Here is a 26,725-nt window from a genome sequence, read left to right as displayed (position 1 = left end):
TGTACAACTCCTTTATTTCCCTATGCCTTCACGAAGACTTCATGTCCTGAATCACTCCGTTTTAACCATGAACTTAAATTCAAGGGTGATGAAATCCTGCGAATAAGCGAGTATTTGTGAGAAAATCGAATTAAACTGAGGGAGTTCAATAACTAGGTTGTTTACGGCACCCTTGCAATTAAAGGGGAAGGTTAAAATAAAAAGTTGAAGAATATATAGAATGAACGGGAGGTGTATGGGAGGAAAATGAAGATAATGGAACTGCCAATTGAATTTGAATTTAATGGACAAAAAAATTACATTAATCCTAGCTTGATTATTTCAAAGAATGAACTAACCTTGGTCGATACAGGATATCCAAATTTTTTACCTTTCCTTGAAAATGAAATTTTAAAAAATGGTTATGACATGAAGAATTTAAAGAATATAATCATTACTCATTATGATATTGATCATATAGGCTCCTTATATGATTTCAAGGAAAGGTATCCTCACATTAACTTGATCGCCAGTGAAGTGGAGGCAAAATATATTAGTGGTGAAATGAAGTCAGAGAGATTGGTTCAAGCCGAAGAAATGCTAGAAAATATGCCAATTCAAGAAATCGAATTCGGGAAATGGTTTATCCAACAATTAAGGAATTTAAAGCATGTTTCAATTGATGAAAAGGTACATGATGGTGATTGGATTTTGGATAACGAATGTAGAGTAGTAGCAACACCGGGACATACTTCAGGTCATATTTCATTATATTTTCCACGTTTAAAAACTGTAATAGCAGGTGATGCAGCTGTTATAGAGAATCATGAATTGCTCATTGCCAATTCGCACTTTTGTTTAAATGTAGAGAAAGCAGAACAGTCTTTAAGAAAGATTAAGGATCTAAAAGCTGAAAACTACTACTGTTATCATGGTGGGACATTCACTTTATAATGGAGTTTTGCTTATGATTGGAGCTGTCTTTAGAGGCAGCTTTTTCTAATGTGTTTGAAGTATTTATTGCGGGTGGTGTCAGCTTCGCTTATACAGAAAAAACCGAACTTCTTACAGTTCGGTCAAGCGAAGGTGTGGGATATAACCCTTGAATGAATTTTTGTAGAATCATAATATATTAATAATTCTGCTGTTCACTTCCAACAGGAAATGAAACCCCCATAGATCGTAAAGCTTCTTTTGCTTGATTTAAATAGGATTCTGCTTGTTCTTGCCATTTGATAATCACTTTAATGAAGGCTATATAATTAGGGCTTGCATTTTCCTCCATTATCTTTAATCCTTCACGTACTTTTTTATCTTGGGTTTCAGCATTCACTATACAAGCTGTCATTGTTTCTACAATGGTTTGCTGTTGCTCACCATTTTTTAGCCTTTGGGCTGACCCCACTGCGGTTACACGGTGATAGGATGCTGGGATTAGATGGTTATGCATCTCGCGACTTCCTTTTAAATCTTTGGTTTCAGGTATATGGAAAAGCTCACTGCTCATAGCACATACCATTTCTTCAGCATATAAACTTTGGTGCAACATATATAAAATAGGTTCCCAGTTGTTTACTCGATAATAATAATCATTCGGATACAAAAAAACATCTCCTCTTTCAGTACAGTTTATAGTTATCATTTAGGATCGAAATGAATGAAATTGTATTTTCCATCTTATGTTTATGAATGTTGTCCAGTTCAAATAATATTGCAGAGGTTAAACTTGGATAACTGATTCGTGAATGTCAAATTAAAAATGTAACTTTACCACCTTGGAGATGGGAACTGTTGCTGTCATTTTCCTGATTGGAGCATAAGATGATATAGCCCATTTATTCCTCATTAAAAATAAGGAGATGTTTATATATGTCAGGTTGTGAACAGGGTTTTGACCGCGGGTTTGGTTTTGGTGGAGGTTTCGCCTTAATAGTCGTTTTGTTTATACTCTTAATCATTGTTGGATGTATTTGTTTTTAAGGCGGGAATGAGCGGCTTCTGCGAAAAAAGCATAAAATAGCCCGACCTTTATTGGTCGGGCTCCAACTGTAGATAATTGAGTCTGTCTGCAATTATTAAAAACGTTCGGAGTTAATTCCAGAAATCCGCTCCCTTTCCGCCGAATGTCTGCCAAGCCTCCTCACCGCAAGCGGCTGTGGGGTCTCCCTAATTCTCGATTTTCTCGCAGGAGTCTCGAACCTTCCGATCCAATCAACTAGAATGTTTTTTTACTAGACTTAAATCAGCCTAAATACTGCTTTAATATTTCTAATCCTATTTTTAACTCATCGAATGAGTTTGTGGAAGAAAGGGCAATACGCAAATACATATCAGGGGTGGTTTGCCCGCTTTGAAAACGATTGGAATGAAAAACCCGAATGCCGCGCCTTTTCAAATCGGTTTCCAGCTGTAACGCATCGTTATGCCCTTTAATTGGAAGCCAGCGATATAGACTGAGAGGATGTCCGACATCCTTTCTTAAGGGGAAATATTCCGAATAAATATCATTTGCAGTCTGTGCAAGCCGTTTCTTATGAGAAACAATTTCATGAGCCTTTCCTGATAGGATTAGCTCTGTGATGACCTCTGCATCAAAAGAAGAGGTCTTTACATTTATGTTGAAAATGGCCTGGGAAATTTTCTCGCGTAATGTTTCTCCATAAACCATATAGGCAACTCTTAATCCCGAGCATATGGACTTAGAGGTGCCGCAAATATAAACGCTCTGTTCCGGAAGCAAATGGAACATCGGCTGCCGGTAGTCGGAGATAATGCCTGCCGTCAGAAATGCATGAATATCATCCTCAATCAAAATTAAACGATGCTTTCGGATGACCGCTGCCAATTCTTGCTTTCGAATATCCGACATCATGATTGTGGTCGGATTGTTGCAGGAGGGCATCAGAAATATGCCGTCAATATTTGTTTGACAGCATTGCTTTTCAAGTTCATCTGGCAGCATTCCAAACTGGTCCCCGGGAATGGGCACTAACTTAATATGAAACATCTTTGCCAGCTCGATAAAGTTTGAATAGGTATATAAGTCGGTTGCAATTCTATTACCAGGCTCAAACAAAGCAGCGAGGGCAACAGCCAATGCATTTTGGGCACCGGAAACGATGGCTATATGCTCTTGATCCGCGTGAATGCCGAAAGATTCCATCCAGTTTAGTGCTGCTGTTTTTTGATGTGGAATTCCAGTCGGGTCGTTGTAATTCAGCAGCTGCTCCAAATAACTTTTGTTGACGGTTTTTTGTAAAGTTTCTGAAACGATATCATTGGTTTGCTCAAAAGATGCCACAAAACCAAGATCGATGCTGTTTGCCGTTTTATCCGCGGAAATGGTTATCGAACGAGTGGCATTGGGAGCCACAAAGGTTCCGCTTCCCGTAACGGCATATATCAATCCCTTTACCTCGCATAATTTGTAGGATCGGGTAATCGTGGTGAAGTTTAAGTCAAGAAAATCTGCCAATTCTCGTTGAGGGGGCAACTTGGTTCCAGGTGCTAAAAAACCATTTATTATATCTTGTTCTAGTAATGATGCGAGAGATTTATAAAAAGGACGCTTTAATGCATTCTTATCAGGTTTCCAGGACATTGGATAATTGTCAAATGAATTTACTGGCATACTTCACCTCTCCTAGTCTTATTCCATACAATCATATCATTTTTTGTATGGAATTCTATTATGGAACGATCGGCTGTAAAAGAATATAAGGTGATAAGCTTATCAGTACCCCCATTTTGATAAAATGGGGGAATTTTATTTTAATTGTAATCCATACAATTAACTTGTTTTTTGTACGGATTTTGTATGTTAAGTTTAAATAAATTTAGCCATCAGGATGTGATTTATATGAAAAAACGAACTCAACTGATACCAGCATTTCGTGCGGCTTTTCCGTACACAGTGCCGATTTTGGCAGGCTTTTTATTTTTAGGCATCGCTTATGGGATCTTTATGAATTCATTAGGGTTCAGCGCGATTTACCCGATATTGATGAGTCTAACGATATTTGCAGGATCGATGGAGTTTATTGCAGCCAATTTATTGCTTGTCGCGTTCAATCCGATTAACGCCCTTTTTCTAACCTTAATGGTGAATGCACGGCATTTGTTTTATGGCATATCCATGCTTGATAAATATAGGGGGACCGGTAAGAAAAAGCTGTATCTGATTTTTGGGCTTTGCGATGAGTCTTTTTCCATCAATTGTACCGTTGATGTACCGAAGGATGTGGATAAGGGCTGGTTCATGTTTTTCGTGACACTGCTCAACCATTGCTATTGGGTGATAGGAGCAGCGATTGGCGGCATTTTTGGCTCTTTTGTCAAATTCAATACAGAAGGACTCGATTTTGTTATGACGGCTCTCTTTGTCGTGATTTTCATTGAACAATGGATGAAAGAGAAAAACCATCATAGTGCTCTCGCTGGGCTTGGCCTGTCAGCTGTCTGCCTTATTATTTTTGGCGGAAGCAATTTCATTATCCCTGCCATGTTTGCCATTTTGGGGCTACTTACCTTACTTAGAAAGCCGTTAGAGAAAGTTGAGGTGAGAACCATATGACAATGACTTTAACGCAGCAAATCATTACAATTGCGATGGTAGTTTTAGGCACAATGCTTACAAGATTTCTTCCCTTCATCGTTTTCCCATCAGGTAAACCCACACCGAAGTATGTACAGTATCTCGGTAAAATGCTGCCATCCGCAGTAATTGGGCTTTTAATCATTTATTGTTTAAAGGACGTGAGCCTGCAATCCGGAAGTCATGGCATCCCTGAATTCATTGGGGTGGCGGTAGTTGCCCTGCTTCACGTTTGGAAGAAAATGATGCTCCTCTCGATAGCGGGGGGAACGATTGTCTACATGATGCTGATTCAATTGGTTTTTTAAATTGATAATAATTCCGTAAGGTCGATAAGTGGTAGTGGTTCAATGAATTTGATGAACAAGATTAATCAGTATAATAGTTTACGAGCAGAGCTGTCTTTAAGACAGCTTTTTCTTATGGCATTTTAGGGTAGGGTAGTTTACATGCATTTCTTTAGTTATTGAACATCAATCTATCTCCCTTCCAGTACTGATAGCTTTAGATAGAAACGTAAGAGGATTAGGCATTGATTTAAGAGAAATAGGACAGCGGCCGCTCTTTAATCTGTAGCATAATGAGGATGATTGTATTAGATGGAAATGATTCGGAAAGAAAATAGGAGGAAAATGATGAAAAAACGATTATTTATGTCCCTGGCTTTGGTCATGTCCTACACTCTTTCAGCATGCAGCAGCAATAATGACAGTAATGGGATATCCGAACAGGAAAAACAACCAGAATCCAATCGTGAATTGGTTGAATTCCCCGAAAACTACGATAAGGGCGTAAACTATACGACTGTTAATCGTGGAAATGTCAGGGAGGAACTCTACACGAGCAGGGAAGCGATCGAAGCGGTGCAGGACGGGCAGCCAATCCCTGACGGCACAATCATCACACTCGAAATCTATAGGGATGAAGATCTTGATGAAATATTCGTAATGGAAAAGCGCGCTGGCTGGGCTGATGGGAACCCATCTGAGATGCGTAATGGTGATTGGCTATACCAGGAATTCAATGGAGACAAGTCGGTGGATTACAAGGAAGAAATCGGTCGATGCTTTACTTGTCACGCGAACCAGGAACGGGATGACTTCGTGAACACGATGGATGAAATGAAAAGTTTTGACCTAGGGGAGTATACAGGATCGAAGGATGGCAATACAGAATCCCAGATCGCAGGTATCCCCACCGAACACTGGGAGGTAAATGCGGCAGATGATCTGGAGGGTTCTCAGGATATATTGCATGGAAACCGATTGATGGAAAAAGAAAAATCAGGAATTATCGAGAAGGTTCTTTTGATGGTTCATTTTAATAAAGAGACATAGGGAGTTAGCTTCGACGGAAAACCGACCTAGGAATAAATAAAAATCAGAAAGAGGAGAACTTTTTGAATCGAAATATGTTAATCCGGCTGGTGATTGATCTTTCTATGACAGTTCTGATGTTAGTAGCAATGGCTTACCAGATTACTGGAAATGCATTGCATGAACTGGCAGGAGTAATATTGTGTTTATTGTTCATTACCCACAATATTTTAAATCGACGATGGTATAGGACGATCTTTAAGGGAAAGCATAATGTACGACGTATTCTGAGCATAGTGGTCAATCTGCTTTTTCTAATATCCATGGCTGTTGTGATAATAAGTTCTGTACCCATATCTCGTGATATGATTCCTTTTATTCCTTTAACCAATGACACGGTTCTATTGCAGATACATGTAATGACTTCATATTGGGGATTTATCTTCATGGCAGTGCATATAGGAATGTCCTGGGCAACCATTATCAATTCAGTACGAAAGATGACGGGAATTACTGGCACCAACCGGATCCGAACCATTGCATTTCGTGTCATGGCGGTGTTGATTGTTGTTTATGGGGTTCAGGCTTCTTTCGAGAGAGGGATGCTTAACAAGTTAACCATCTATAATCCGTTTGGTTGGGAATCTTATGATTCCTCGATGAAGTTTTTACTAGATCATCTAGCTATCATGGGAATATATATCAGTGGGACTCATTATATTCTGAAATTTGTTCAGAAGCAGGATAAAACTAGGCTTGATACAACAGGTTTTAAAGAGAGGAATATTGAAAAAAATGAAAATCTCCAAAATAAAGAAGTGCATTAATCCATAATCGATTAATGCACTTCTTTATTCATATGTTGCCTTCAGGCGGTTAATATCTTCTTTTGGCGGTAAACCAAACAAGCGGGAATATTCACGGCTGAATTGGGAGGGGCTTTCGTACCCTACGCGGAATGCTGCTTCAGTGGCATCTGTTGACTCGGATAATAATAGGCGCCGGGCTTCCTGAAGCCTCAGTTGTTTTTGGAACTGAATAGGACTCATTGCTGTTACCTCTTTAAAGTGCCTATGAAGCGATGAAACGCTCATATTTGCAATTTCCGCAAGGTCATCAATCCGAAAAGACTGGTCATAATTATTCATTATATGGTCGACAACGTCGCCGATTTGATAGGCAGAACTTCCTTCTATCGCAATTTGGCCCAGAGTGGCTCCATGCTCCCCTTGTAAAACCCTATAGATGATTTCCTTCGTGATAAGAGGTGCGAGTACCGGTATATCATCAGGATTGTCCAGCAAACGAGCCAATCTGGTTACCGCATCCAACAGAGATAACTCTATTTGGCATACATACATGCCTCTTTTAGCATGTTCCTTCTGGTTAACAGCAAGTTGAGTATCCTGTAATACCTCCAAGATCTGGTTTGGTGTAAATTCGAGTTTGAGTGCCAAATAGGGGTTTTCGGAAGTGGCTTCTGTGACTATTCCGGTAATTGGCAAGTTAACAGAGGCAATAAGGTAATCGGCTGGACCGTATACATAGCGATCCTGTGCAAGTAATACCTCCTTCATGCCTTGAACGATAATGCATAAGGAAGGCTTGGAAACTCCGTAATTTGGTCCGGTAACAGTAGAGAATCGAGAGTAAAATAAAGAAGGAATAGCAGTCGGATGAGACCCGTCCTTACCTGTGTGACTTTCAATGAGTTGGGTGAGCTCAGCCCGCTGTTTATAGATTTGTTCAGACATAAAAACCTCCTGATTTCCTTATTCTTTCTAGTTCCATTCTAATACATATCGCTCTGGAGTTTAAGTGTTGTGAGAGGATTAGGCAATGATCTGGCAGGAATGGTATAAGAGTTTCTTATTTATTTATTGCATAATAAGGGAGTAGATGAAGGAGTTGAAGCGCACCATGACTAACTCTTATCAGTTTTTTAATTCGACTTTGTTAGTTCAGGCAAAGCAGCTGCTTCTGTGGGCGTAACGAGTTCTGCAGTCTTTGTTCTCCAAACCAGCGCATGATTAATCTTTTCTTCCATTATGATAACACAATCAGATTTTCTTAATGACACCAATGTGAACTTAACACCACATCGGCTGCGGATCAAATATAAAAGCAAAGTGACAATCAAAAAGAGGGGGGAATATAAGTAATGCAAAAACGCAAATTAGGAAGACGTGACTTAGAAGTTTCTTCTATCGGACTTGGATGCATGGGCATGAGCCATGGTTACGGTCCTGCTTCGGATAGGAAGTTGATGATTTCGCTGATTCATGAGGCAATTGACCGAGGTGTAACTTTTTTCGATACTGCCGAAGTATATGGTCCATATGTTAATGAGGAGTTGTTAGGAGAAGCGCTTGCTCCATTCAAGGGAAAAGTGGTTATCGCGACTAAATTTGGTATCCAAATGGAAAATGGCAAGCAGGTGCTCGACAGTAAGCCGGAACGTATTAGGCAATCCATAGAAGGCTCACTTAAACGGCTTAAGGTTGACACCATTGACCTTTACTATCAGCATCGGGTGGACCCAAGTGTTCCAATTGAGGAGGTTGCCGGAGTAATACAAGACCTAATCAAGGAAGGTAAGATTAAGCATTGGGGACTTTCTGAAGCAGGGGTGGAAACGATTCGTCGTGCACACTCGGTTTATCCACTCACTGCCATACAAAGTGAATACTCAATGATGTGGAGAAACCCTGAAGAAGAACTGCTGCCTGCCCTTGAAGAGCTTGGAATTGGATTTGTTCCTTTCAGTCCGTTGGGGAAGGGATTCCTTACTGGGAAGATCAATAAGGATGCAACGTTCGCCAGTTCCGATTTCCGCCATGTTGTTCCTCGCTTCAAACCTGAGAATATCGAAGCAAATCAGGTATTGGTCGAACTGATAAAGAAGATTGCTGCAGGAAAAGATGCAACGCCCGCTCAAATCGCACTAGCATGGGTACTTGCTCAGAAGCAATGGGTTGTTCCGATTCCAGGTACACGGAAGTTGGAACGCCTCGAAGAAAATCTTGCTGCAGCAGATATTGAAATGACCCATGAGGAATTGAATGATTTGAATGATGCGCTCTCGAAAATCGAGATTTCGGGAGATCGCTATCCGTCAGAGTATGCAAATAGAGTAGGGAAATAACAGATATTATTTGAGAACAGGAGGATTTCATATGCAAAAAGTAATGTTGAACAATGGTGTTGAGATGCCGATACTAGGTTTTGGGGTTTTTCAAATACAAGATGAAAATGAATGTGAACAAAGCGTTTATGACGCTATTATGGCAGGATATCGCCTTATAGATACCGCTGCCTCTTATCTAAATGAAGAAGCAGTCGGCAGAGCAATCAAGCGGAGTGGTGTGCCACGAGAGGAATTGTTTATTACTACAAAACTCTGGGTCCAGGATGCTGGTTATGAGAGCACCAAGAACGCATTCGCAAATTCGCTGAAAAGACTACAATTGGATTATTTGGATTTGTATCTAATCCATCAGCCATATGGGGACGTATATGGTTCTTGGCGTGCAATGGAGGAATTGTACCGTGAGGGGAAAATTAGGGCAATTGGAGTTAGTAACTTTCAGATGGACCGTCTAGTGGATTTGATTATCCACAATGAAGTAAATCCTGCGGTAAACCAGGTTGAAACTCATGTTTTTAACCAACAAATAGAAAGTGCGAAACTTATGCAAGAGAACAATGTTCAGATAGAATCGTGGGGTCCATTTGCTGAAGGAAAAAATAACATGTTCCAAAACGAAATATTAGTATCCATCGCCGAAAAGTATAATAAATCTGTGGCACAGGTGATTTTACGATGGTTGACACAAAGAGGAGTCGTTGCGATTCCAAAGTCTGTTCGTAAGGAAAGAATCATCGAAAACTTCAAAATCTTTGACTTCGAATTGGAGCAAGAAGATATGGAGAAGATTGCTGCGTTAGATACGAAAGAGAGCTTGTTCTTTTCTCATAGCGATCCTGAAATCGTGAAATGGCTCAGTACACGTAAACTTGATATTTAACGCTCTCTTCCAAAATGAAGCGAAGAAATAGCCGATTTCCTTTTTAGGAATATCGGCATTTCTTCGTTATAAACATCATGATGGGGATTGTAGAAAATTGGAATGGGATTTATGTACAAAAAGGAATACTGATTCTGAATCGCTGAAACGGCTAGGCAGTGGGCATGCCTAGCCTTTTCATACTCAAGAAAGTTGTTGTGTAGGAGTAAACCTGTAGTTTCTTAGGAAAATCATCAACGAACTTAATAACAATGATAGTAAACCCACGAATACCACGTATTGTGTCCCCAGCTCTGATATGAATAATCCACCTGCTGCAGCACCAATTGTCGTTCCCAAGTTAACCGCTGTTAAAAATAGTCCATTAGCGAAATCAGGAGATTCAGGGGCTGAAGACATGATCCAGTATTCTTCATTGGACTTACTAACGGGGGCGTTAGCTGAAGAAAAGGGGTGTCTTTAAGGCATCTCTTTTTTTATGGAACAAAAGGGATAGATTGGGTGTAGAAGGACTATTACAGGAATAGTGGAATTATAATAAATGGAATATATTTTTAACTGTAGTCCAAGGTTCCTTAAAAGTTGCTTGATTTTAAATCAATTGCATAGTAAGGAGAATTTTAATATGAAAATAAAATGGTTTGGACATTCTGCCTTTTTACTAACATCCGAAAGAGGAACCAGGATTCTTATTGATCCATATTATCGCTTCATCCGTTACCGTATGCCAAGCGTTGAACCAGATATAGTGGCCGTTACCCATAATCATTTCGATCACAATAAAATTAAAGCTGCAACAGGTGATTACTTGCTTGTGAATGAGCCGAAGGAATACATCCGCGAAGATGTAAGAATTAAAGGATTTAAGACATTTCACGACAAGGTAAATGGCGAGAAGAGAGGCCCCAATATTATATATCGTTTCCAAATGGACGATCTGACCATCTGTCATTGCGGAGATTTAGGGCATCTATTATCAGAAGAACAAATAAATGAAATTGGAAAAGTGGATATTCTCATCATTCCTGTAGGAGGTACAGTCACGATTAATGCCTTAGAAGCCACTCAAGTAATGCGTCAATTGAAATCTACTATTACGATTCCCATGCATTACAGAACAAAGTCATTGTCGGTTGTTGGCTTGATGTTTTCAAAGGTAGATAAGTTTCTTCAGATTTCCGGACAGCGAATAACCGAAGTCAAGACATTGGATATTTCCAAAGAAAATTTGTCGGAATATGCTGGTGTCGTTACCATGCGCTATGAATGAATATAAGGCTGCGATGTCTAAAAAATGGATAAGAAATCCTGTTAATAAAGAAAGGGCAGGTTAGTTCAAGAACAAAAAGGGAAGATACTAATCAATGAATTAAATCAATTAAGCTTCCTCTTTACGTTAGAAGGGGATAGAATATAAATAAAAAGGTGATGACAATAAAAAAAGTAAAAAGTATCCTATTCTTTCTTCTTGGGGCCATATCTCTTTTGATTGGTATCGCAGGGACTGTTTTACCAGTTCTGCCAGGCGGTCCGTTTTACTTATTTGCTGCCTTTTGCTTTGCCAAAAGCTCCAAGTCGATTGAAAACTGGTTCAAGAGCACCTCATTATATGAAAAATACGTTGAAGCATTCCTGCAAAAAAAAGGGATGACCCGAAGAGAGAAAATAAGAATCAATTTAATTGCCGATTTCTTCATCGTGATTTCTGTATTTTATGTGGACATCCTATTGGTGAAAATCTTATTGGTCGTACTCGCCCTCTACAAACATTATTATTTCATTAAAAAAATTAAGACAATTGATCGAAACGGTACGGAAAAAAGAGCGTTTTGAACCTTCAAATAACGGAGTTGCTTCGGCAGCTCTTTTTCTAATGGTTCTAAAGAAGTAGGATATTTCAATAATAAAAAATACATATATATAAATTTGGTAAAGAAGGGTGGGGAAGCATGAAAAAATATTTAGGGGTTATATCGTTTGCTTTAATGAGACTGGTATTCCAAGGTAATGGATTTTAAAAAGTTTATTCAACAAACAGGTACATAAGTTGGGAACCAGATCTTCCAAATGGTGGCTTTTTTTGCTAATAATGGGTGCGTTAGCTGAAGGTTAGAGCGTCTTTAAGGCAGCTTTTTCTTATGGAACTATCGGGACAGTTTAGTTAAACAAGCTATGATGAACCAACTGAATACTTAATGGAAAAAGGAATTTTTGACGGTTGTGTGAACAGGTAGGATTAGCAACTAGACATAAAGAATACCTATTTATAAAAGGGGGCTTCTTTAATGGAAAAAGAAAAATTACTAGCTGTGAAATGTTCGTGCTGCAAAAAAGAATTAGACGCAATAGACTTGGTCATCATAAATGAATCACTTCAGCTGACGCATATTCAATGCCCTTATAAAGGAGAAAAAGCAATTATTGATGTAGGATATTTTAATGATGTATTCCGAAAATACCTGACCTGTACTCATGAAAAAGCCCCTATAAGTGGGGGGATGTAAAGTCCATGGCTTTGCATTTTTAGCAAAAACCTTGTTAATTCGGTTCTATAAAGAGCTATGTCGATCAGTTATTATGGAACAAAAGGGGCAGGATAGTTCAACAAACGTAGTGGCTGGAACAGTGAAACGATGAAGATGACGTAACCAAAAGATGTTTGAGGTTAGAGGAGGAATTAACATAAAACTTCTTCCAGAATAGGGCGCGTTTCTGGAAGAAGTTTCGCTTTTCTTATATAGTACTATCATCAATATAGGTTCTTTGCGATTCATGGATGGCTAACGGGTGCGTTAGCTGAAGATCGGAGCTGTCCTTTAAGGCAGAATTTTTCTTCTGGGGTACCGCCAAAAAGGTCGGGCAAATACTGCCCGACCTTTCAACTATACTCCACGACATAGATAATGGGATATTAATAATTCGAAACTATAAATATCATTCCTCAATATGTATGTAGATTAGTTTTACTTTGCAAATAAGTGGTTGCCTATTCTAATGACTGTTTCCCTTGTGAAAATCCATTCATCTGTTGCCGACAACGGATTATAATAATAAACAGAACCATGAGTAGGATCCCAACCTTGTAATGCATCAATAACAGCTCGATAAGAATGGCTATTTGGGGTCAAATAATATTGCCCATCATGTACAGCTGTAAAAGCATTTGTCTGGAAAATAACATCGTAAGTATTTTTAGGAAAACCTGACGCTGACATTCGGTTCAAAATTACTGCAGCGACAGCTACTTTTCCTTCATAAGTTTCTCCTCGAGCTTCTCCATGAACAACCCTGGCCATCATTTCAATACTATTTAATTTTTGTTGTGTTTGGTATCCAAAAACTCCATCTGGCAATATTCCAGAATCTAGTTGAAGTTGTTTCACTGCATGATCAGTAATGGAACCATAATACCCTGTTGGTTGCCTGTTAAAGTAACCCATTTCCTTTAAATTTTCTTGTAAGTCATAAACTGCTTGTCCTTGACTTCCATTGTGTAAAACTTCTTGAGCAAAGATTGAATTGGGTATAAAAAACATGAAACAAATAAAAATAACAACCGACATTTTTTTTACATTTACCATCAAGTAATACCACCCTTCGATTCATTTTCCTACTATTCTACCTTATCATACAAGAAAAATAGATTTATCTTACATTATTCCTATTTTAAACCAAAGATTTGGGGAATTTTCAGACAAATTCATCTGTTTATTGGGTACCGCCTATCGCCATCAAGCTTAGTAAAAGGATTATACCCAAAACGAAAAATTAAGCTATATGCTGCTGAAGATAGCTTTTTTCGTTTTGGGGTGTAAAGAAATTTTAACTTGATGGGGTGCGACAAGACCCCTTATGGAACTATCGAGGCAGGATAGTTCAACAAAACATCGAGAGTTATAAAGTTTACAAGTGGATTCCTGCGTAACACTCATGTGCTTAGACGGTGCTGACAAATGGCAGTCTGTTATAGGATAATGGTATATATTTGGTGGGCAAAATAATAGGAGGAAACTCCCTATAGAAGGATGTGCTTAACGATGAATGTAGAAATGGTCATGCAGGAGCTTGAAGCCCTTGGCAAGGAACGAACTAAAAAAATGTACATATCCAATGGTGCGCATGAGCCGCTTTTTGGCGTGGCGACAGGCGCCATGAAACCAATTGTAAGGAAAATAAAAATAAATCAGGATTTAGCTGAAGAGCTTTATTCGACAGGCAACTATGATGCAATGTACTTCGCAGGCATCATTGCAGACCCAAAAGCCATGACTGAGTCTGATTATGATCGCTGGATGGATGCTGCGTATTTTTATATGCTGTCCGATTATGTAGTGGCTGTAACTTTATCGGAGTCAGATATTGCACAAGAAGTATCCGATAAATGGATTGCAAGCGGTGAAGAACTGAGAATGTCAGCAGGCTGGAGTTGCTACTGTTGGCTTTTAGGGAATCGAAAAGACGTTGAATTTTCAGAAAGCAAAATTTCCGATATGCTGGACCTTGTGAAACATACGATTCACGATTCGCCAGAACGAACGAAATCCGCTATGAATAATTTTCTTTACACCGTGGGGATTTCCTATTTGCCGCTCCATGAAAAGGCAGTCGAGACCGCAAAGGCAATAGGAATCGTAGAAGTCAAACGGGACAAGAAAAAAACCAGTTTTCTAAATGCATACGAAAGTATTCAAAAAGAAGTCGGTAAAGGAAAGCTCGGTTTTAAACGCAAGCATGTAAGATGTTAAAATTGGTTTTGCAAAATTGAAGGGTAATCCAGGAAAATCAATGTGTAAAGCTTCATTATTTTTCATGTTCACCAAGTTGAATACTATTTTGTTTGCAACCTGGTAAAGGGAAAAAATAATAAAGTGCCTACCAATCCAGATAGTCACCAAGTAGGGGTAGAATGGATACATATTAATGATTTACTTCAGTATAGGATATATCCTAAAGAACTAAGGAAATATATCATACAGCATGTTAATCATCAAAAGTCTCCAGTTTATTTAGGGGATATTAATTGAAGCCTTGTTCAACGAACGGGCGCGATGAATCAGCTAAAAGAGTGAATAAATTAAGCCATATTCTTTCGAAAAGGATATGGCTATTTAAATTGATTCGGTAGTTTTGAAAGATTGTTTTGCAGGATTTCCTTTAGCGGGACACTTCGCCGGAAGCAAATCATACACCTATTAATCTCGTCATAATACACTATTTTCATCTTATTCCATCTGTAGTATCGTTGTTTCACAGAATACATAAATGGGGAGAGTCCCACACAAAAGGAGGTCTTCCAAATGAATAAAGAATCAGTACTGATCGTGGAAGACGAAGAAAAGATCTTAAGACTGCTTGAATTGGAGCTTGAAATCGAAGGGTATCAAGTCGGAAAGGCAATGGACGGCAAGGAAGCCCTTGAAGCATACCAATCAAGAAAGTGGGATTTGATCTTATTGGATGTGATGCTTCCGGGCATAAGCGGGATCGAGCTGCTTCGGAAAATTCGAACGAAGAATACTATCACTCCTGTCATCCTGTTAACGGCAAAAGGCTCGGTTGAAGATAAAGTTTCCGGTCTTGATCTCGGCGCGAATGACTATATCACCAAACCTTTCCAAATTGAGGAATTGCTTGCCCGAATTCGTGCGGTTTTAAGAATGCGGCCTGCAGCACCTTCAATGGAAGCTGAAATCGGTGGATGGCTAAATACTGCCGATTTAAAAGTGAATGTCAAAACACGCGAGGTCATTAGAGGTGATAGTCATATTGAACTAACGCCAAAGGAGTATGATTTACTTCTTTATTTACTGAAGAATAAGCGTCAGGTGCTAAGCCGTGATCAAATTCTGGGAGCGGTTTGGGGGTATGATTTCCAGGGAGAAACAAACGTGGTGGATGTGTATATCCGATATGTTCGCAAAAAGCTCGAACATGGCTTTGAAACGCCGCTCATTCATACGGTAAGAGGCGTTGGCTACGTCATGAAGGAAGCAAAATGAGACTTCGCAAGAAAATAAACTTATATACAGCGGTGTTATTCATTTTCCTGCTGCTTTTGATGAATGTTTCCATTTATTTTGTTTTCAGTAATCTGATGATGGTGAATGAAATGAATCGTGCGAAAGCGGAGACAGGGAAAATTGCCTTTGATGTTAGTGAAAATGTTAATAATATATCTCCAAATGATTTACTTCGAGCCTATCTGCCTATAGATGGCATGATTGGTATCGTAATCGAAGGTCAACGAAAAGGAACAGCTGTTACATCCAATTCCGAAAAACAATTAAGCAATCGAAATAGCAGCTTTTACCCCGGTGAGAAGAGCGAAATCATCACTTATCAGCAGAAAAAGTATGTATTCGTTTCAAACCCGATCGTTTGGGGGGATGGAAGTGTAGTTAATCTTCAAATCACCAAAAGCATGTCAGCAACCGAAGAAATGCTCGCTGTTCTGCGCATCGTATTAATCGCTGTAACCATCATTGCCATGATACCTGTTCTGATATCAAGCACTATTCTTAGTAACTTCATCGCCCGTCCGATTCGATCGATGATCGATACGATGAAGGAAATTCAAACTAGCGGCCAATTTAAGCGACTTAGCCTAGAAGAAAAATCAAAGGATGAGCTTGTGGAAATGGGAAAAACATTTAATCACATGATCGATTTACTGCAGGCCAACTTCGAAAAACAGGAGCAATTCGTATCGAATGCTTCACATGAATTAAAAACACCGCTAACTGTCATCGAAAGCTATGCAAGCCTTTTGAAGAGAAAAGGGTTGGAGCGTCCTGATTTGTTTGATGAATCCATAGAAGCCATTCATTCTGAAGCCATTAGAATGAGAGAGATGACAGAGCAAATGCTCCTGCTTGCAAAGCATCAGGAAAAATGGAATATAGAGAAGGAAAACGTCAATCTGACTGATATCATGACAGAGTTAGCGAAAGTATATAAAAATGCGTACAATCGGACAGTGGAGATTTATAGTGGCGATGTAATTGAAGCAGTAACGGATGTTCAAAAGTTAAAACAGCTTTTGTTTATTTTTTTAGACAATGCCAGAAAGTATAGTGACGAGCTAATCTCCGTCTACATAGGACAAACAAGTAATGAAGCATATATCCGCATCGAAGACAGAGGGGATGGAATTCCAAAGGCTGAATTGCCAAAAGTGTTCGATCGTTTTTATCGTGTAGACAAAGCTAGAAACAGAAAGCAAGGCGGATCAGGATTGGGGCTTTCCGTGGCAAAGGAAATTGCTGATGCAATAGATGTGCGGATTGAAATGGACAGTCTCGAAGGCAGGGGAACGATCGTTACTCTTTTATTTAATTAAGCCAGAATGATGTTGGATGGGGGATACGATGAAGATTAGAAAAGTGCTGATAACAGCCGGATCGACTCTCGTTTTTGGTCTGCTATCATTCGTCGGATTTCAATGGTGGGCTCCATCATTATCCGCGGAAAGTTTGACGAAAGAAGAAGTGAACCAGACAGCAAAGGATAAATTTCCTGGAACCATTATAAAGACAACGAAAAGTGAAGGTGAAGAATATAAGATTGAAATGCAGCTTGAAACCGGGGTCTATCAAATTAGGATGGATGCGAAAAGCGGGGAAGTCCATTCTATAAAAAAAGAAACCATAGGTCATACAGCTGAAGCGACTACGGAAAAAATACCTCAAAAGCAACTGACCCAAAACGAAATAAAGGCGCGAATTTCCTCACAAGGTGACCTGGAACAAATTGATTTTGTACAGGAGAAAGACAACTCCTTTTATAAAGCAGTGGTAAATAAGAATAACGAAAAAATCACCTTAATACTCGATCCACATACAGGAGCTATAATTGACTCGACAATGGTGGCAGATAGTATCATTACAGAAAGCGAAGCAATTGCGATTGCCGAAAAACATGTAAAAGGAACAGGTGACGATACAGAATTTTATCAACCTCTAGATCAGACACCTTATTATTTGGTCGAAGTTGAATTGGAGAACGATCGAGACGCAGTCGTTCAAGTGGACGGCTACACGAAGGAGGTAAAAACAATCACATGGGAAGATGACGAAGAGAACGATAATGATGGCCCTGAATAAAATATTGGCTCATAAGGGTTTACTAATCTAGACGTAAATTGAATAAAGCATAAAAAGGGTGATGCTATTAGCTGTCTAATATGCATCACCCTTTTTGGCTTTAGTGAGTAAGAGAAATGCAAAAAAAAAAGAGAAGGAACTGTAATAATTCTCACCAATTTCTAATCCTTCTATCATTTAACTCTAATTAACTATCTCTAACATGGAATAAAGCACCAAATGATAAAACAGAGCCAAAGAAGTTAAGTGGATGAAAGGCATCTGGATTATTGTACATAAAACATTCCATCATATTTCAACACCTTAACAAAGTTTTGCAAAGAGAAAGGAGAATCAGTAATGTCAGTTATTTCTAGCATTCTGGATTACAACAAGACGTTTGTCGATCAAAACAAATATGAAAGGTTTCAAACGACAAAGTATCCAGATAAAAAGATCGTCATCATAACGTGCATGGATACCCGTCTGTTGGAATTGCTTCCAAAGGCGATGGGGTTAAGAAATGGAGATGCGAAAATCATTAAAAACGCCGGAGCTATTGTTTCTCATCCATTTGGCAGCATTATGCGCAGTATCCTTGTCGCCATTTATGAGCTGAAAGTGGAGGAAGTGTGTGTAATCGGACATCACGGATGCGGTATGGTGGGGCTTCAATCCTCTTCGCTGCTTGATGCCGCAAAGGAGAAGAAAATCAGCCAGGAGCAAATTGATATCCTTACAAACTCTGGTATTGATTTAACAAAGTGGCTGACAGGCTTTCAATGCGTTGAGGAGAGTGTAAGGAATAGTGTCCATTTGATCAAAAACCATCCATTATTACCGGATTCCATTGCCGTCCACGGTATGGTCATCCATCCCGAAACGGGTAAACTGGATCGAATCATAGATGGATATAGCAACATTGTCAGCAAGGACGAAATGCATATTCAATAAAAGAAGGAGCGATAAAATGAAGGGTTCTAGCAGGTTTGAAGGATATAACTTAGGCCATTTTCAGAAAGACCTGGTTGCCGGGGTGGTAGTTGGGATAGTAGCGATTCCTTTAGCGATGGCTTTTGCCATTGCATCTGGAGTAAGGCCGGAATACGGACTGTACACATCGATTATTGCAGGAATCATGGTCTCCCTTTTTGGCGGATCAAAATATCAAATTGCAGGCCCGACTGGAGCCTTTGTCCCGGTCTTGTTAGGGGTGGTCATGCAGTACGGATATGAAAAACTCTTAATCGCCGGTTTCCTGGCAGGTATCATGATTTTTCTTTTAGGCGTCTTCAAACTGGGAAGATTCATCAAGTTTATTCCGCGTCCAGTTACCATCGGCTTTACAGCAGGAATTGCCGTGATCATCTTCTCGGGGCAGATTGCCAATTTCTTTGGACTCAGTAACTTAAAAAAAGAAGAAGTCTTTCTTTTAAATATGAAAGAAATCTTAGTGAACTTCAATACAGTGAATATCTATAGTGTCCTGGTAGCTAGCATAAGTCTGACTCTCGTCATATTAACTCCCAAATATTTACCGAAAATCCCTGGAGCATTGCTGGGATTGATTGTATCAACCCTAGTCGCCAGCTTATTCTTTCCAGGTCAGGTAGCGACCATAGGATCGGCATATGGCGCCATTCCTAATGCATTGCCCCATTTTCAGCTTCCCCATATCACTGGCGGTCTCGTGATTGAACTCCTACCGGCCGCTTTGGTCATTGCCATGCTTGGAGGAATTGAATCACTCTTATCCGCTGTAGTGGCAGACGGCATGACCAACAGTAAACATAACAGCAATAAAGAGCTGATGGGACAAGGATTGACCAATATGATTACGCCTTTATTTGGAGGCATTCCGGCTACAGGTGCCATAGCCCGTACCGCGACGAATATTAAAAACGGTGCAGTCTCCCCCATATCAGGCGTGATTCATGGGTTGGTGGTATTGCTGGTGTTAGTCAGCTTGGCTCCTTATGCTTCGGCCATTCCTTTGGCCAGCATGGCCCCGATTCTTATGTTTGTCGCATGGAACATGAGCGAGCGCAAAGAATTTTCGCATATCTTAAAAGCCAAAACCATGGACTCGGTCGTATTGCTCGTTACCTTCGTGTTAACCGTAGTGATTGACCTGACAACAGGCGTCGGGATCGGATTACTATTAGCCATTCTATCGTTCGTTAAACTGATGAGCGGTACATTGAAATTATCAAAGGTATTACCAGATCCAGCTGATAAACTAGTTAAACCAGAAATGGTGCAACAAGGTTCAAGCTGCCCGCAGATTAACATTTATACGATAGAAGGACCTTTATTCTTTGGCACAATCGAAAGGCTGCAAGAAGAAATCGAGGAAATAATGCGATCAAAACCAAAAGTCCTCCTATTAAGAATGAGCAATGTGTCATTTATCGATACATCGGGGGAAGCACTGCTAACCGACATCGTGAAGCAATTCAAGTTTCATAACCTACAAGTGCTGATTTCAGGAATTCAACAGGAACCTAAAGAAATGCTGAGAAAAACCGGATTTATTGAACTGGTTGGTGAGGAACAGTTCTTTTCCAGTACGGGTGATGCCATCAATAAAGCTTTATCCAAACTGGATGAGAACCGTTGTAAAGGGTGTAAACAGTTTTCATTTGCTGAATGTACCGCACTCTCACAGCAAGTTCAAAAGCCTGCGTTATTAAAACAGAGCAGAAAACGGGAGATAGGGTTAACTTGACTCCTGTCAAGAAGAAAAGGCATCTGCTTTTGGCGGATGCCTTTCTCTTCAACTTCTTTTATTTTCGCTGCAAGATGGCGGATTATTGAAATCATTAACACATCGAGCTTGTTCGCTCAGGGATTTATCCTGACTATGCATGCGTGAACGTTTATTCCTCAATGATATCCAACTCTTTCAGGGCTTCAAGCGTAATCGTTTTGGCTTTGCTTCCGCTGCCGTCCATGTTCGTTGCGAAGGCCCATTTCCCTTTGTCCGTTTCGATGTACCCCACATACCAGCCCAATCCCATATCAGAAAGGCGTGTACCGGTTTTTCCATGGAGGACATATGAGTCAGCTTCTTCATTGATCATGATTCTCTTTACGGTTCTCATATGCTGCTTATCGATAGGCAGCTTTTCCTCTACAAGCTTTTCGATGAATTGGACTTGTTCCCGGGCAGAAATCTTTATGCTACTGTCCAGCCAGAACTGATCAATCCCGCCGGAGATATCACGATTGCCGTAATCGAGCAGGTTTACATACTGCTGCATGTTTGCCGCCCCGATATCGCGGGCCATTGCTTGATAATACCAAATCACGGAATGCCGCATGGCTGAAGCAAGCGTATGATCTCTGTTCCAATCTTCAAATTCCCTGATTACGCCATCCCAGCGCTTCACTTCATATTCATCGCTTACCGCTTTTGTCTGTAAACCGATTAATGCATTCGCCACTTTGAATGTCGATTCTGGAGTGTAGCGTACTTTACTTCTCTGTTTATTATAGATAAATATCTTATCATTTTTTAAGTTTTGGAGTACCATCGTGCCTTCCGCACCATCGAAGGAATCCCCGATATCCAGTTCTTTCACCTTTTGATCGTTAGCACTTGCATGAATCGTGCCCATGGAACCAGTGACTAGCAGGACAAGAATGAAACATAACGTTTTGATTTTCATTACACACTCTCCTTTAAGGCATGGATTGATCGATCATCAAATAATTTCCAAAAAATAGGTTGATAGCTAAAGTATACCTATTCCTGATAAAAAACGAAACCTTATTCTTCGATTCTATCTAGATAGTATCGATTAAGGAGGAATGCAGCGGGTAGCTAATGAATATATAGAGCAAACGATAGAATGGGAGGAATCTATCATGGAGGTTAACCAAAGAAAAATAAATAGTAATGAAAAAGAAATTACATACACACATATTGAAACCGGAAGTCCGGCCGTTTGTTTTATGTTTTCAGGTGCGGGGTACACGTATGAGAAACCGCTATTCTATTATTCGACAATGATCATGCTTCAAAATCAGTATGATGTCGTGCATATTCATTACGCCTACGACCAGGATATATTCAAGCATCCATTGGTAGATATCACAAAAGTGATCGTTAATGATATCAATCCCGTCATTGCGGAAGTGCTTCAAAATCATGAATATCAAGGAACTGTGTTTCTAGGCAAATCACTTGGCACCATCCCCATCATCAACGGAATCATGAAAAGTGAGCAGTTTACGAATGCCAAAATGATTTTGCTGACGCCTCTATTGAAGTTCGATTCTATTTTTGATGGGTTATTGAGCAGCAATCATTCAGCACATCTAGTTATCGGTGAAAAAGATCATCATTATATTCCAGATAAAATTCAAGCGATTGAAAATAAACCGAACATAAGCATGAATAAAATCCCGCATGCCAATCATTCCTTGGATATTGAACCTTTCGATACTTCAAGGACGATCATCGTGCTGGAAGGTGTAATGAATAGAATGGAAGAGTTTTTAAAAATATAGGTTAGTGAAATGCAAAAGGCATTCAATCCAGGGGGTAGCAGGTGAAGAATGTTATAATAAGAGTATTGTAGTTTGGAGTTCTGAAAGGAGAAATGATGGTGGGAACCAATACATTTCATTCAATTGATGAATATATCATACAATTTCCCGAGGAAGTTCAGGAGATATTAAAAACGTTAAGAAAAGTCATAAAGGATGCAGCACCGGATGCAGAAGAGAAGATAAGCTATCAAATGCCTACCTTTGTTTTATATGGAAATCTGGTACATTTCGCTGCCTATAAAAAACATATAGGATTCTATCCAACTCCAAGCGCGATCTCTGCGTTTGAATCTGCCTTATCTGAATATAAATGTTCAAAAGGGGCCGTTCAGTTTCCACTAAACAAGCCAATTCCTTATGAATTAATAACAGAAATGGTTATATTTAGAGTGGAAGCGAACAAAAAGAAAAAAGCAGAAGGCAAATCTCAAAAGAAAAAATAACATCGATTATTATCAGAATTAACAAAATGCTTAATATATGAGAGTATGAGCTGCAAGGATTCAATACCGAAAGAGAAAGGTGGAAATAATATGTTCAAAAAATTATTCAGTAAAAAAGAAAGTGTGGAACACCTGCTTGCTCCTATAAACGGACAAGTAATAAAAATAGAAGATGTTTCGGATCCGGTGTTTTCCGGGAAAATGATGGGGGACGGAATAGCGATTCTTCCTGAGGAAGGGTTGGTCGTATCTCCAATCGATGCAGAAGTGATCCAGGTTTTTCATACTAAACATGCTCTAGGCCTCCGTACGAAGAATGGCATAGAATTGTTGATTCATATTGGATTGGAAACAGTTAACCTTAAAGGTGAGGGATTTGAAGTCCATGTCGCAGAAGGGCAAAGGGTAAAAGCAGGAGACAAGCTTGTGACATTTGATATCGATTTTCTAAAATCCAAAGCTCCAAGCATCGTAACTCCGATCGTTGTCACGAACGGCGAGCTGGTTGAAAAACTGGAAAAAACAAATAATACCCAAGCAACTATTAACGATACGGAGATTATGAGTGTTTATTTGAAGTGAAAGAAAGAAATAAACAGTCTTGTCGGCGAATGCTGACAAGACTGTTTTTACTAAAAATCGATCACATACAGAGCAAGACTTTCGTTCACTTAGCTTAGTGAACTATTCAATTACACATGCCTTAAATCACTACTTAAAAGATCTAAGATTGTTAATTAACTGGTCAATATTTTGGCTTGGACCGCTGTCATATAGAGATTCTCTGAATTTTAAATACGTAGTTCCCTTTTCTATTATATTATTTAATAGCAAATTTTCAGGGAATTTTAGTGTGGTTTTAATAGGGATATCATTCCATTCTTTGCTAGCAAAACCATGGTACCATGTAAATAATATAGCTGGATTTTTTTCTATTAGCTTTTTCAATTGCCAATCCATAGAACGTTCGGAAAAGCCACTGTTGCCAATACCGGTATTTAAACAATCATACATTGCCTGTAAAATTGAAAGCCATATACCATCAACATCATCCCAATCATAAAAGCTAGAGAGAAATTGATGTTGATAAGATATAATGACTGTGCCGTAAAAGGTAGTTCCTTTTGAATTAATTAGCTGTTGATTTGCCAGTTGCTTAGCGTTTAAGTGATGGATTGGGATAAAATCTTCGTTATCTAATAATTTTTTATTATCAATAACATCATAATTATTTTTTGATATATATGTTTGAATGGTAACCATCTATGAACCACCTATCACATAGGGGAGTTTTCGTTTCCCATCTATTTTTTGAACTTGTGCTGCATTTGCAAAACGAGGATTGCTCTACTTGAATAATAGGTGGTGCTTCGGGAGTTTGGATAGCGATCGGAGGACGAAATGATTGGGATGAATCCTGGTAAAACAACTGAAATTGAAACCAAAACCAGTAAAGAAAATTTTCCGGATACTTCATGTTTTAATACTAATTTTCATATACATACCTCCTTAAAAGTAATTAATTTTAGTAAAGCATGGAATTATATAGTTTTTATTTCAATAAAGACACAGTGTGTTTTATTTTTGAAACCATTTGGTATACGAATTTCAATTTTTATGCGCCATCCAATGTTGAAGCAGCAAAGGGGGAGAGGCATATACTTCTTGAAATTTTTTAACGTAAACTCCCAGGTTGTTTTAAAATTGAATCAGCCTGTTTAATATTTGAAATACTTTAAGTATGTGAATGATGAATGTTCCCCTAAGGTTGTATGTGTTCAATGTGAATACAATAAAGCAGGAAAATCGAAAATTGCAGCGAATAGTAGGTGAGTGAACAAATAAAATCAAGCGAGGGTGAATTGGATGGGAATTCAAGCAGAAAAGATTTTTGTAAACTTGCCTGTTAAAGATTTGGATGCCTCAGTAGAATTTTTCACAAAGGTCGGTTTTGAGTTTAACGAGCAAATGACCAATGAAAATGCAACATGCATGGTTATCAGCGAGTCCATATATGTCATGTTGTTGGTGGAAGACTACTTTAAAACGTTTACCAAGAAGGAAATCCCTGATTCTGCAGCGAATACGGAAACCATCGTCGCCCTGTCCGTTAAAAGCAAGGAAGAAGTCGATGAGATCGTGAATAGGGCACTGGATGTTGGCGGAAAGCCTTTCAATGAAGCCATTGATCATGGTTTCATGTACGGTTGGAGTTTTCTGGATATCGATGGGCATTCTTGGGAAGTATTTTACATGGACGAAAGCGGATTTAATCAAGAATAAAAAGCAAGGCACAATCCTTCACGAAGGACTGTGCCTTTTTTAGCGATCTTAGCTGAATTTCATTCATAACAATACGGGGCTAATGTCTTTCCACTCATAAACCAATAGATTCAATTCAGCACCAGCTATTTTGATTTTTTCGGTTTTAAGCAATTCAGAACCAAATGCCTCATAGAAGTATCGAGATTTATTATCTTCAAGCACCTCTACGAAAATTGTCTTGAATCCCAGTTCTTCGAATTTAAAGAATAATTCTTTGATGAGTTTCTTACCTATCCCCATTCTTTGTGAATTTTCGAGAATATATATCGCAGTTAAATCGCCCGAATCCTCAACTTGATTCGTCTCCCTTTTCCCTCCACATATAAATCCTACTATTTTTCCTTCGTTATTTTCTGCGACATAAACATAATTTCCATTACTAGTTATATTCTTTATCCATATGTCTTTCCTTTTCTCATAAGAAAGTTTATCTAAAAAATCACTCGGCATTATGTCTTTATAAGTGGTTCGCCAGCAATCCACATGGACTTTCGCTATCCCTTCCGCATCAGCCAACGTCGCCTCTCTTATTAGCATAGTGGTTCCTCCTTTTTTAAGTTTGTTATACTTCTTATTTTTTACTAATATTATTCAATTGGCAACTGATCGGCCCAGGATATTCCAATAATTAATTTTGTATGTTACTATTTCCTATAGTTTGTTTAATGTGGGAGAAGGAATGGGATGAAACAGATTTTCCGTAGTAAAATATTTTATTTAATCATCTTCTTGGTTATCTTGGGGGTTGTGCTGGTTTTTAATAATGACGAAGAACCGACTGAGAAATTAACTGCCAATGATTTTTTTACAAATTTAGCGGATGGAAAAGTGACATTTATAGAGGTGGAGCAGCGAAAAAGTGTGATTGAAATAAGCGGTCGGCTGGCAGGGTATGAAAAGGATCAATACTTTGTCGCGTCTGTCCCAAATAGTGAAACTTCGCTTGATAGAATGAATAATGCTGCGGAGGAACATGATATAGAAAAAATGGAGTTTACACCATACAATGAGGCAAGCGAATGGGTCACCCTGTTTACAACGACCATCCCGTTCATAATCCTTTCCATCCTGATTTTAGTCTTATTACTATCTAGAGTTATAATAAAAAGATAGTTTTCGACGATATATTCCCATTTTCGGAGATAAAACATTAGTTTTCGACGATATATTTCTATTTTCGCAGATAAAACTGCAAGTTTCGTCGATATTTCTAGTGAGTTATGGTTTCTGCAAAAAAATATTGAAGATTGCTGAATAGTTTGATAGAATAAAATAAATGAAAAAGACTATGTGCAACTGGCGAAACACGGATAACCGTGAGGGAACACATAGTGTCGTAGCCGTTCGCCTGGGCAGAGGTAAGGGATTTTATCCCTTGCCTCTTTCTGTATATTAACAGATA

The 26,725-nt window shown here is 39.0% G+C and carries 30 protein-coding genes, 1 pseudogene and 1 riboswitch; of the genes and pseudogenes, 23 read left to right on the top strand and 8 right to left on the bottom strand.

Annotated elements, in window-relative coordinates; translation table 11 throughout:
- The first annotated feature begins 246 nt into the window (after positions 1 to 246).
- Positions 247 to 933 (top strand): MBL fold metallo-hydrolase, encoded by a 687-nt coding sequence (locus tag AC1DIV_RS14530; RefSeq protein WP_477576687.1) that lies wholly within the window; start codon positions 247 to 249, stop codon positions 931 to 933.
- 178 nt (positions 934 to 1,111) lie between these two features.
- On the opposite strand, the gene AC1DIV_RS14525 is transcribed toward AC1DIV_RS14530, so the two are convergent.
- Positions 1,112 to 1,582 carry a hypothetical protein gene (locus AC1DIV_RS14525; protein ID WP_283906023.1) on the bottom strand — a complete coding sequence of 157 codons (471 nt, stop codon included), beginning with the start codon at positions 1,580 to 1,582 and terminating at the stop codon, positions 1,112 to 1,114.
- 266 nt (positions 1,583 to 1,848) lie between these two features.
- Here AC1DIV_RS14525 and AC1DIV_RS14520 point away from each other — a divergent pair, with 266 nt between their 5' ends.
- Entirely contained in the window at positions 1,849 to 1,959 is a 111-nt protein-coding gene (locus AC1DIV_RS14520) for a YjcZ family sporulation protein (RefSeq protein WP_084786067.1), read from the top strand.
- Positions 1,960 to 2,221: 262 nt separating this feature from the next.
- Here the strand turns inward: AC1DIV_RS14520 and AC1DIV_RS14515 are convergent, their stop codons facing one another.
- Complete coding sequence (locus AC1DIV_RS14515; protein WP_340877497.1) at positions 2,222 to 3,610, bottom strand: aminotransferase-like domain-containing protein; 1,389 nt, start codon at positions 3,608 to 3,610, stop codon at positions 2,222 to 2,224.
- A gap of 186 nt (positions 3,611 to 3,796) precedes the next feature.
- Here AC1DIV_RS14515 and azlC point away from each other — a divergent pair, with 186 nt between their 5' ends.
- The 4 genes from azlC (at position 3,797) to AC1DIV_RS14495 (ending at position 6,716) form a co-directional block, all read left to right on the top strand.
- Positions 3,797 to 4,552, top strand: coding sequence for an azaleucine resistance protein AzlC (gene azlC, locus AC1DIV_RS14510; RefSeq protein ID WP_249595633.1), 756 nt, complete (start codon positions 3,797 to 3,799; stop codon positions 4,550 to 4,552).
- Complete coding sequence (locus AC1DIV_RS14505; protein ID WP_034304141.1) at positions 4,549 to 4,881, top strand: branched-chain amino acid transporter permease; 333 nt, start codon at positions 4,549 to 4,551, stop codon at positions 4,879 to 4,881. Before azlC ends, AC1DIV_RS14505 begins: the two co-directional genes overlap by 4 nt.
- 327 nt (positions 4,882 to 5,208) lie before the next feature.
- Positions 5,209 to 5,910, top strand: a complete 702-nt coding sequence (locus AC1DIV_RS14500; protein ID WP_340877496.1) for a cytochrome P460 family protein — start codon at positions 5,209 to 5,211, stop codon at positions 5,908 to 5,910.
- Between the two features lie 62 nt (positions 5,911 to 5,972).
- Complete coding sequence (locus tag AC1DIV_RS14495) at positions 5,973 to 6,716, top strand: DUF4405 domain-containing protein (RefSeq protein ID WP_340877494.1); 744 nt, start codon at positions 5,973 to 5,975, stop codon at positions 6,714 to 6,716.
- Between the two features lie 24 nt (positions 6,717 to 6,740).
- Here the strand turns inward: AC1DIV_RS14495 and AC1DIV_RS14490 are convergent, their stop codons facing one another.
- Complete coding sequence (locus AC1DIV_RS14490; protein ID WP_477576685.1) at positions 6,741 to 7,643, bottom strand: AraC family transcriptional regulator; 903 nt, start codon at positions 7,641 to 7,643, stop codon at positions 6,741 to 6,743.
- 407 nt (positions 7,644 to 8,050) lie between these two features.
- On the opposite strand from AC1DIV_RS14490, the gene AC1DIV_RS14485 reads away from it, so the two are divergent.
- Together AC1DIV_RS14485 and AC1DIV_RS14480 are read left to right on the top strand one after the other, a co-directional pair.
- Positions 8,051 to 9,034 carry an aldo/keto reductase gene (locus AC1DIV_RS14485; RefSeq protein ID WP_477576683.1) on the top strand — a complete coding sequence of 328 codons (984 nt, stop codon included), beginning with the start codon at positions 8,051 to 8,053 and terminating at the stop codon, positions 9,032 to 9,034.
- A 31-nt stretch (positions 9,035 to 9,065) separates the two neighbouring features.
- Entirely contained in the window at positions 9,066 to 9,917 is an 852-nt protein-coding gene (locus tag AC1DIV_RS14480; protein ID WP_340877489.1) for an aldo/keto reductase, read from the top strand.
- Between the two features lie 183 nt (positions 9,918 to 10,100).
- On the opposite strand, the pseudogene AC1DIV_RS14475 reads toward AC1DIV_RS14480, so the two are convergent.
- Positions 10,101 to 10,352: pseudogene (locus AC1DIV_RS14475) on the bottom strand (MFS transporter); the annotation flags it as partial.
- Between the two features lie 190 nt (positions 10,353 to 10,542).
- Between AC1DIV_RS14475 and AC1DIV_RS14470 the strand changes: the two are divergent.
- The 3 genes from AC1DIV_RS14470 to AC1DIV_RS14460 all read left to right on the top strand — a co-directional run bounded on the left by AC1DIV_RS14470 (position 10,543) and on the right by AC1DIV_RS14460 (position 12,421).
- Positions 10,543 to 11,187 carry an MBL fold metallo-hydrolase gene (locus AC1DIV_RS14470; protein WP_476109593.1) on the top strand — a complete coding sequence of 215 codons (645 nt, stop codon included), beginning with the start codon at positions 10,543 to 10,545 and terminating at the stop codon, positions 11,185 to 11,187.
- Positions 11,188 to 11,345: 158 nt separating this feature from the next.
- Positions 11,346 to 11,750: a YbaN family protein gene (locus AC1DIV_RS14465; RefSeq protein WP_048687144.1), complete on the top strand. Its 405-nt coding sequence runs from the start codon at positions 11,346 to 11,348 to the stop codon at positions 11,748 to 11,750.
- 452 nt (positions 11,751 to 12,202) lie between these two features.
- Positions 12,203 to 12,421, top strand: coding sequence for a hypothetical protein (locus AC1DIV_RS14460; protein ID WP_323598236.1), 219 nt, complete (start codon positions 12,203 to 12,205; stop codon positions 12,419 to 12,421).
- Between the two features lie 459 nt (positions 12,422 to 12,880).
- Here AC1DIV_RS14460 and AC1DIV_RS14455 read toward each other — a convergent pair whose 3' ends face one another.
- Positions 12,881 to 13,498 (bottom strand): cell wall hydrolase, encoded by a 618-nt coding sequence (locus AC1DIV_RS14455; protein WP_477576681.1) that lies wholly within the window; start codon positions 13,496 to 13,498, stop codon positions 12,881 to 12,883.
- A 456-nt stretch (positions 13,499 to 13,954) separates the two neighbouring features.
- Here AC1DIV_RS14455 and AC1DIV_RS14450 point away from each other — a divergent pair, with 456 nt between their 5' ends.
- From AC1DIV_RS14450 to AC1DIV_RS14425, 6 genes are all read left to right on the top strand, one after another.
- The gene (locus AC1DIV_RS14450) at positions 13,955 to 14,662 is read left to right on the top strand and encodes a DNA alkylation repair protein (RefSeq protein ID WP_251542264.1); all 708 of its coding nucleotides are present in this window, start codon (positions 13,955 to 13,957) and stop codon (positions 14,660 to 14,662) included.
- A gap of 552 nt (positions 14,663 to 15,214) precedes the next feature.
- Positions 15,215 to 15,916: a response regulator transcription factor gene (locus AC1DIV_RS14445; protein ID WP_048687161.1), complete on the top strand. Its 702-nt coding sequence runs from the start codon at positions 15,215 to 15,217 to the stop codon at positions 15,914 to 15,916.
- Positions 15,913 to 17,256, top strand: coding sequence for a sensor histidine kinase (locus AC1DIV_RS14440; RefSeq protein WP_340877484.1), 1,344 nt, complete (start codon positions 15,913 to 15,915; stop codon positions 17,254 to 17,256). The genes AC1DIV_RS14445 and AC1DIV_RS14440 overlap by 4 nt, the downstream gene beginning before the upstream one ends.
- Before the next feature lie 28 nt (positions 17,257 to 17,284).
- Positions 17,285 to 18,019 (top strand): PepSY domain-containing protein, encoded by a 735-nt coding sequence (locus AC1DIV_RS14435; protein WP_251542261.1) that lies wholly within the window; start codon positions 17,285 to 17,287, stop codon positions 18,017 to 18,019.
- A 339-nt stretch (positions 18,020 to 18,358) separates the two neighbouring features.
- Positions 18,359 to 18,952: a beta-class carbonic anhydrase gene (locus tag AC1DIV_RS14430; protein WP_476109589.1), complete on the top strand. Its 594-nt coding sequence runs from the start codon at positions 18,359 to 18,361 to the stop codon at positions 18,950 to 18,952.
- Positions 18,953 to 18,968: 16 nt separating this feature from the next.
- Positions 18,969 to 20,726 carry a SulP family inorganic anion transporter gene (locus AC1DIV_RS14425; protein ID WP_477576679.1) on the top strand — a complete coding sequence of 586 codons (1,758 nt, stop codon included), beginning with the start codon at positions 18,969 to 18,971 and terminating at the stop codon, positions 20,724 to 20,726.
- A 151-nt stretch (positions 20,727 to 20,877) separates the two neighbouring features.
- Here AC1DIV_RS14425 and blaOXA read toward each other — a convergent pair whose 3' ends face one another.
- A complete protein-coding gene (blaOXA, locus tag AC1DIV_RS14420) occupies positions 20,878 to 21,669 on the bottom strand; it encodes a class D beta-lactamase (protein ID WP_477576677.1) in 792 nt (263 codons plus the stop codon).
- Between the two features lie 199 nt (positions 21,670 to 21,868).
- Here blaOXA and AC1DIV_RS14415 point away from each other — a divergent pair, with 199 nt between their 5' ends.
- The 3 genes from AC1DIV_RS14415 (at position 21,869) to AC1DIV_RS14405 (ending at position 23,580) form a co-directional block, all read left to right on the top strand.
- Positions 21,869 to 22,513, top strand: a complete 645-nt coding sequence (locus AC1DIV_RS14415) for an alpha/beta hydrolase (protein ID WP_477576675.1) — start codon at positions 21,869 to 21,871, stop codon at positions 22,511 to 22,513.
- A 95-nt stretch (positions 22,514 to 22,608) separates the two neighbouring features.
- Positions 22,609 to 22,998 (top strand): iron chaperone, encoded by a 390-nt coding sequence (locus AC1DIV_RS14410; RefSeq protein ID WP_412762710.1) that lies wholly within the window; start codon positions 22,609 to 22,611, stop codon positions 22,996 to 22,998.
- A 90-nt stretch (positions 22,999 to 23,088) separates the two neighbouring features.
- Positions 23,089 to 23,580, top strand: coding sequence for a PTS sugar transporter subunit IIA (locus AC1DIV_RS14405; protein WP_477576673.1), 492 nt, complete (start codon positions 23,089 to 23,091; stop codon positions 23,578 to 23,580).
- Between the two features lie 129 nt (positions 23,581 to 23,709).
- Here AC1DIV_RS14405 and AC1DIV_RS14400 read toward each other — a convergent pair whose 3' ends face one another.
- A complete protein-coding gene (locus tag AC1DIV_RS14400; RefSeq protein ID WP_477576671.1) occupies positions 23,710 to 24,261 on the bottom strand; it encodes a hypothetical protein in 552 nt (183 codons plus the stop codon).
- 138 nt (positions 24,262 to 24,399) lie between these two features.
- Here AC1DIV_RS14400 and AC1DIV_RS14395 point away from each other — a divergent pair, with 138 nt between their 5' ends.
- Complete coding sequence (locus AC1DIV_RS14395; protein WP_477576670.1) at positions 24,400 to 24,720, top strand: hypothetical protein; 321 nt, start codon at positions 24,400 to 24,402, stop codon at positions 24,718 to 24,720.
- A 144-nt stretch (positions 24,721 to 24,864) separates the two neighbouring features.
- Positions 24,865 to 25,281 (top strand): VOC family protein, encoded by a 417-nt coding sequence (locus AC1DIV_RS14390; RefSeq protein ID WP_477576668.1) that lies wholly within the window; start codon positions 24,865 to 24,867, stop codon positions 25,279 to 25,281.
- A 63-nt stretch (positions 25,282 to 25,344) separates the two neighbouring features.
- Here AC1DIV_RS14390 and AC1DIV_RS14385 read toward each other — a convergent pair whose 3' ends face one another.
- Positions 25,345 to 25,860 (bottom strand): N-acetyltransferase family protein, encoded by a 516-nt coding sequence (locus AC1DIV_RS14385; protein WP_477576666.1) that lies wholly within the window; start codon positions 25,858 to 25,860, stop codon positions 25,345 to 25,347.
- 147 nt (positions 25,861 to 26,007) lie between these two features.
- Between AC1DIV_RS14385 and AC1DIV_RS14380 the strand changes: the two genes are divergently transcribed.
- Positions 26,008 to 26,436, top strand: a complete 429-nt coding sequence (locus AC1DIV_RS14380) for an ATP-dependent metallopeptidase FtsH/Yme1/Tma family protein (RefSeq protein ID WP_477576664.1) — start codon at positions 26,008 to 26,010, stop codon at positions 26,434 to 26,436.
- A gap of 169 nt (positions 26,437 to 26,605) precedes the next feature.
- A riboswitch (ZMP/ZTP riboswitch) is annotated at positions 26,606 to 26,684 on the top strand.
- The last annotated feature ends 41 nt before the right edge of the window (positions 26,685 to 26,725 follow it).

The sequence above is a fragment of the Peribacillus sp. 05N428 genome (assembly GCF_056397085.1).
This window is presented reverse-complemented; position numbering and strand designations above follow the sequence as displayed.

Bases quoted from the DNA above. Each gene is read 5' to 3' on its own strand.
- AC1DIV_RS14500 (WP_340877496.1), top strand. From the start codon at position 5,209: ATGAAAAAACGATTATTTATGTCCCTGGCTTTGGTCATGTCCTACACT.
- blaOXA (WP_477576677.1), bottom strand. From the start codon at position 21,669: ATGAAAATCAAAACGTTATGTTTCATTCTTGTCCTGCTAGTCACTGGT.
- AC1DIV_RS14485 (WP_477576683.1), top strand. From the start codon at position 8,051: ATGCAAAAACGCAAATTAGGAAGACGTGACTTAGAAGTTTCTTCTATC.
- AC1DIV_RS14415 (WP_477576675.1), top strand. From the start codon at position 21,869: ATGGAGGTTAACCAAAGAAAAATAAATAGTAATGAAAAAGAAATTACA.
- azlC (WP_249595633.1), top strand. From the start codon at position 3,797: ATGTTAAGTTTAAATAAATTTAGCCATCAGGATGTGATTTATATGAAA.
- AC1DIV_RS14520 (WP_084786067.1), top strand. From the start codon at position 1,849: ATGTCAGGTTGTGAACAGGGTTTTGACCGCGGGTTTGGTTTTGGTGGA.
- AC1DIV_RS14445 (WP_048687161.1), top strand. From the start codon at position 15,215: ATGAATAAAGAATCAGTACTGATCGTGGAAGACGAAGAAAAGATCTTA.
- AC1DIV_RS14490 (WP_477576685.1), bottom strand. From the start codon at position 7,643: ATGTCTGAACAAATCTATAAACAGCGGGCTGAGCTCACCCAACTCATT.
- AC1DIV_RS14425 (WP_477576679.1), top strand. From the start codon at position 18,969: ATGAAGGGTTCTAGCAGGTTTGAAGGATATAACTTAGGCCATTTTCAG.
- AC1DIV_RS14395 (WP_477576670.1), top strand. From the start codon at position 24,400: ATGATTGGGATGAATCCTGGTAAAACAACTGAAATTGAAACCAAAACC.
- AC1DIV_RS14440 (WP_340877484.1), top strand. From the start codon at position 15,913: ATGAGACTTCGCAAGAAAATAAACTTATATACAGCGGTGTTATTCATT.
- AC1DIV_RS14385 (WP_477576666.1), bottom strand. From the start codon at position 25,860: ATGCTAATAAGAGAGGCGACGTTGGCTGATGCGGAAGGGATAGCGAAA.
- AC1DIV_RS14505 (WP_034304141.1), top strand. From the start codon at position 4,549: ATGACAATGACTTTAACGCAGCAAATCATTACAATTGCGATGGTAGTT.
- AC1DIV_RS14450 (WP_251542264.1), top strand. From the start codon at position 13,955: ATGAATGTAGAAATGGTCATGCAGGAGCTTGAAGCCCTTGGCAAGGAA.
- AC1DIV_RS14400 (WP_477576671.1), bottom strand. From the start codon at position 24,261: ATGGTTACCATTCAAACATATATATCAAAAAATAATTATGATGTTATT.
- AC1DIV_RS14470 (WP_476109593.1), top strand. From the start codon at position 10,543: ATGAAAATAAAATGGTTTGGACATTCTGCCTTTTTACTAACATCCGAA.
- AC1DIV_RS14410 (WP_412762710.1), top strand. From the start codon at position 22,609: ATGGTGGGAACCAATACATTTCATTCAATTGATGAATATATCATACAA.
- AC1DIV_RS14430 (WP_476109589.1), top strand. From the start codon at position 18,359: ATGTCAGTTATTTCTAGCATTCTGGATTACAACAAGACGTTTGTCGAT.
- AC1DIV_RS14405 (WP_477576673.1), top strand. From the start codon at position 23,089: ATGTTCAAAAAATTATTCAGTAAAAAAGAAAGTGTGGAACACCTGCTT.
- AC1DIV_RS14435 (WP_251542261.1), top strand. From the start codon at position 17,285: ATGAAGATTAGAAAAGTGCTGATAACAGCCGGATCGACTCTCGTTTTT.
- AC1DIV_RS14460 (WP_323598236.1), top strand. From the start codon at position 12,203: ATGGAAAAAGAAAAATTACTAGCTGTGAAATGTTCGTGCTGCAAAAAA.
- AC1DIV_RS14390 (WP_477576668.1), top strand. From the start codon at position 24,865: ATGGGAATTCAAGCAGAAAAGATTTTTGTAAACTTGCCTGTTAAAGAT.
- AC1DIV_RS14380 (WP_477576664.1), top strand. From the start codon at position 26,008: ATGAAACAGATTTTCCGTAGTAAAATATTTTATTTAATCATCTTCTTG.
- AC1DIV_RS14480 (WP_340877489.1), top strand. From the start codon at position 9,066: ATGCAAAAAGTAATGTTGAACAATGGTGTTGAGATGCCGATACTAGGT.
- AC1DIV_RS14530 (WP_477576687.1), top strand. From the start codon at position 247: ATGAAGATAATGGAACTGCCAATTGAATTTGAATTTAATGGACAAAAA.
- AC1DIV_RS14465 (WP_048687144.1), top strand. From the start codon at position 11,346: ATGACAATAAAAAAAGTAAAAAGTATCCTATTCTTTCTTCTTGGGGCC.
- AC1DIV_RS14515 (WP_340877497.1), bottom strand. From the start codon at position 3,610: ATGCCAGTAAATTCATTTGACAATTATCCAATGTCCTGGAAACCTGAT.
- AC1DIV_RS14455 (WP_477576681.1), bottom strand. From the start codon at position 13,498: ATGGTAAATGTAAAAAAAATGTCGGTTGTTATTTTTATTTGTTTCATG.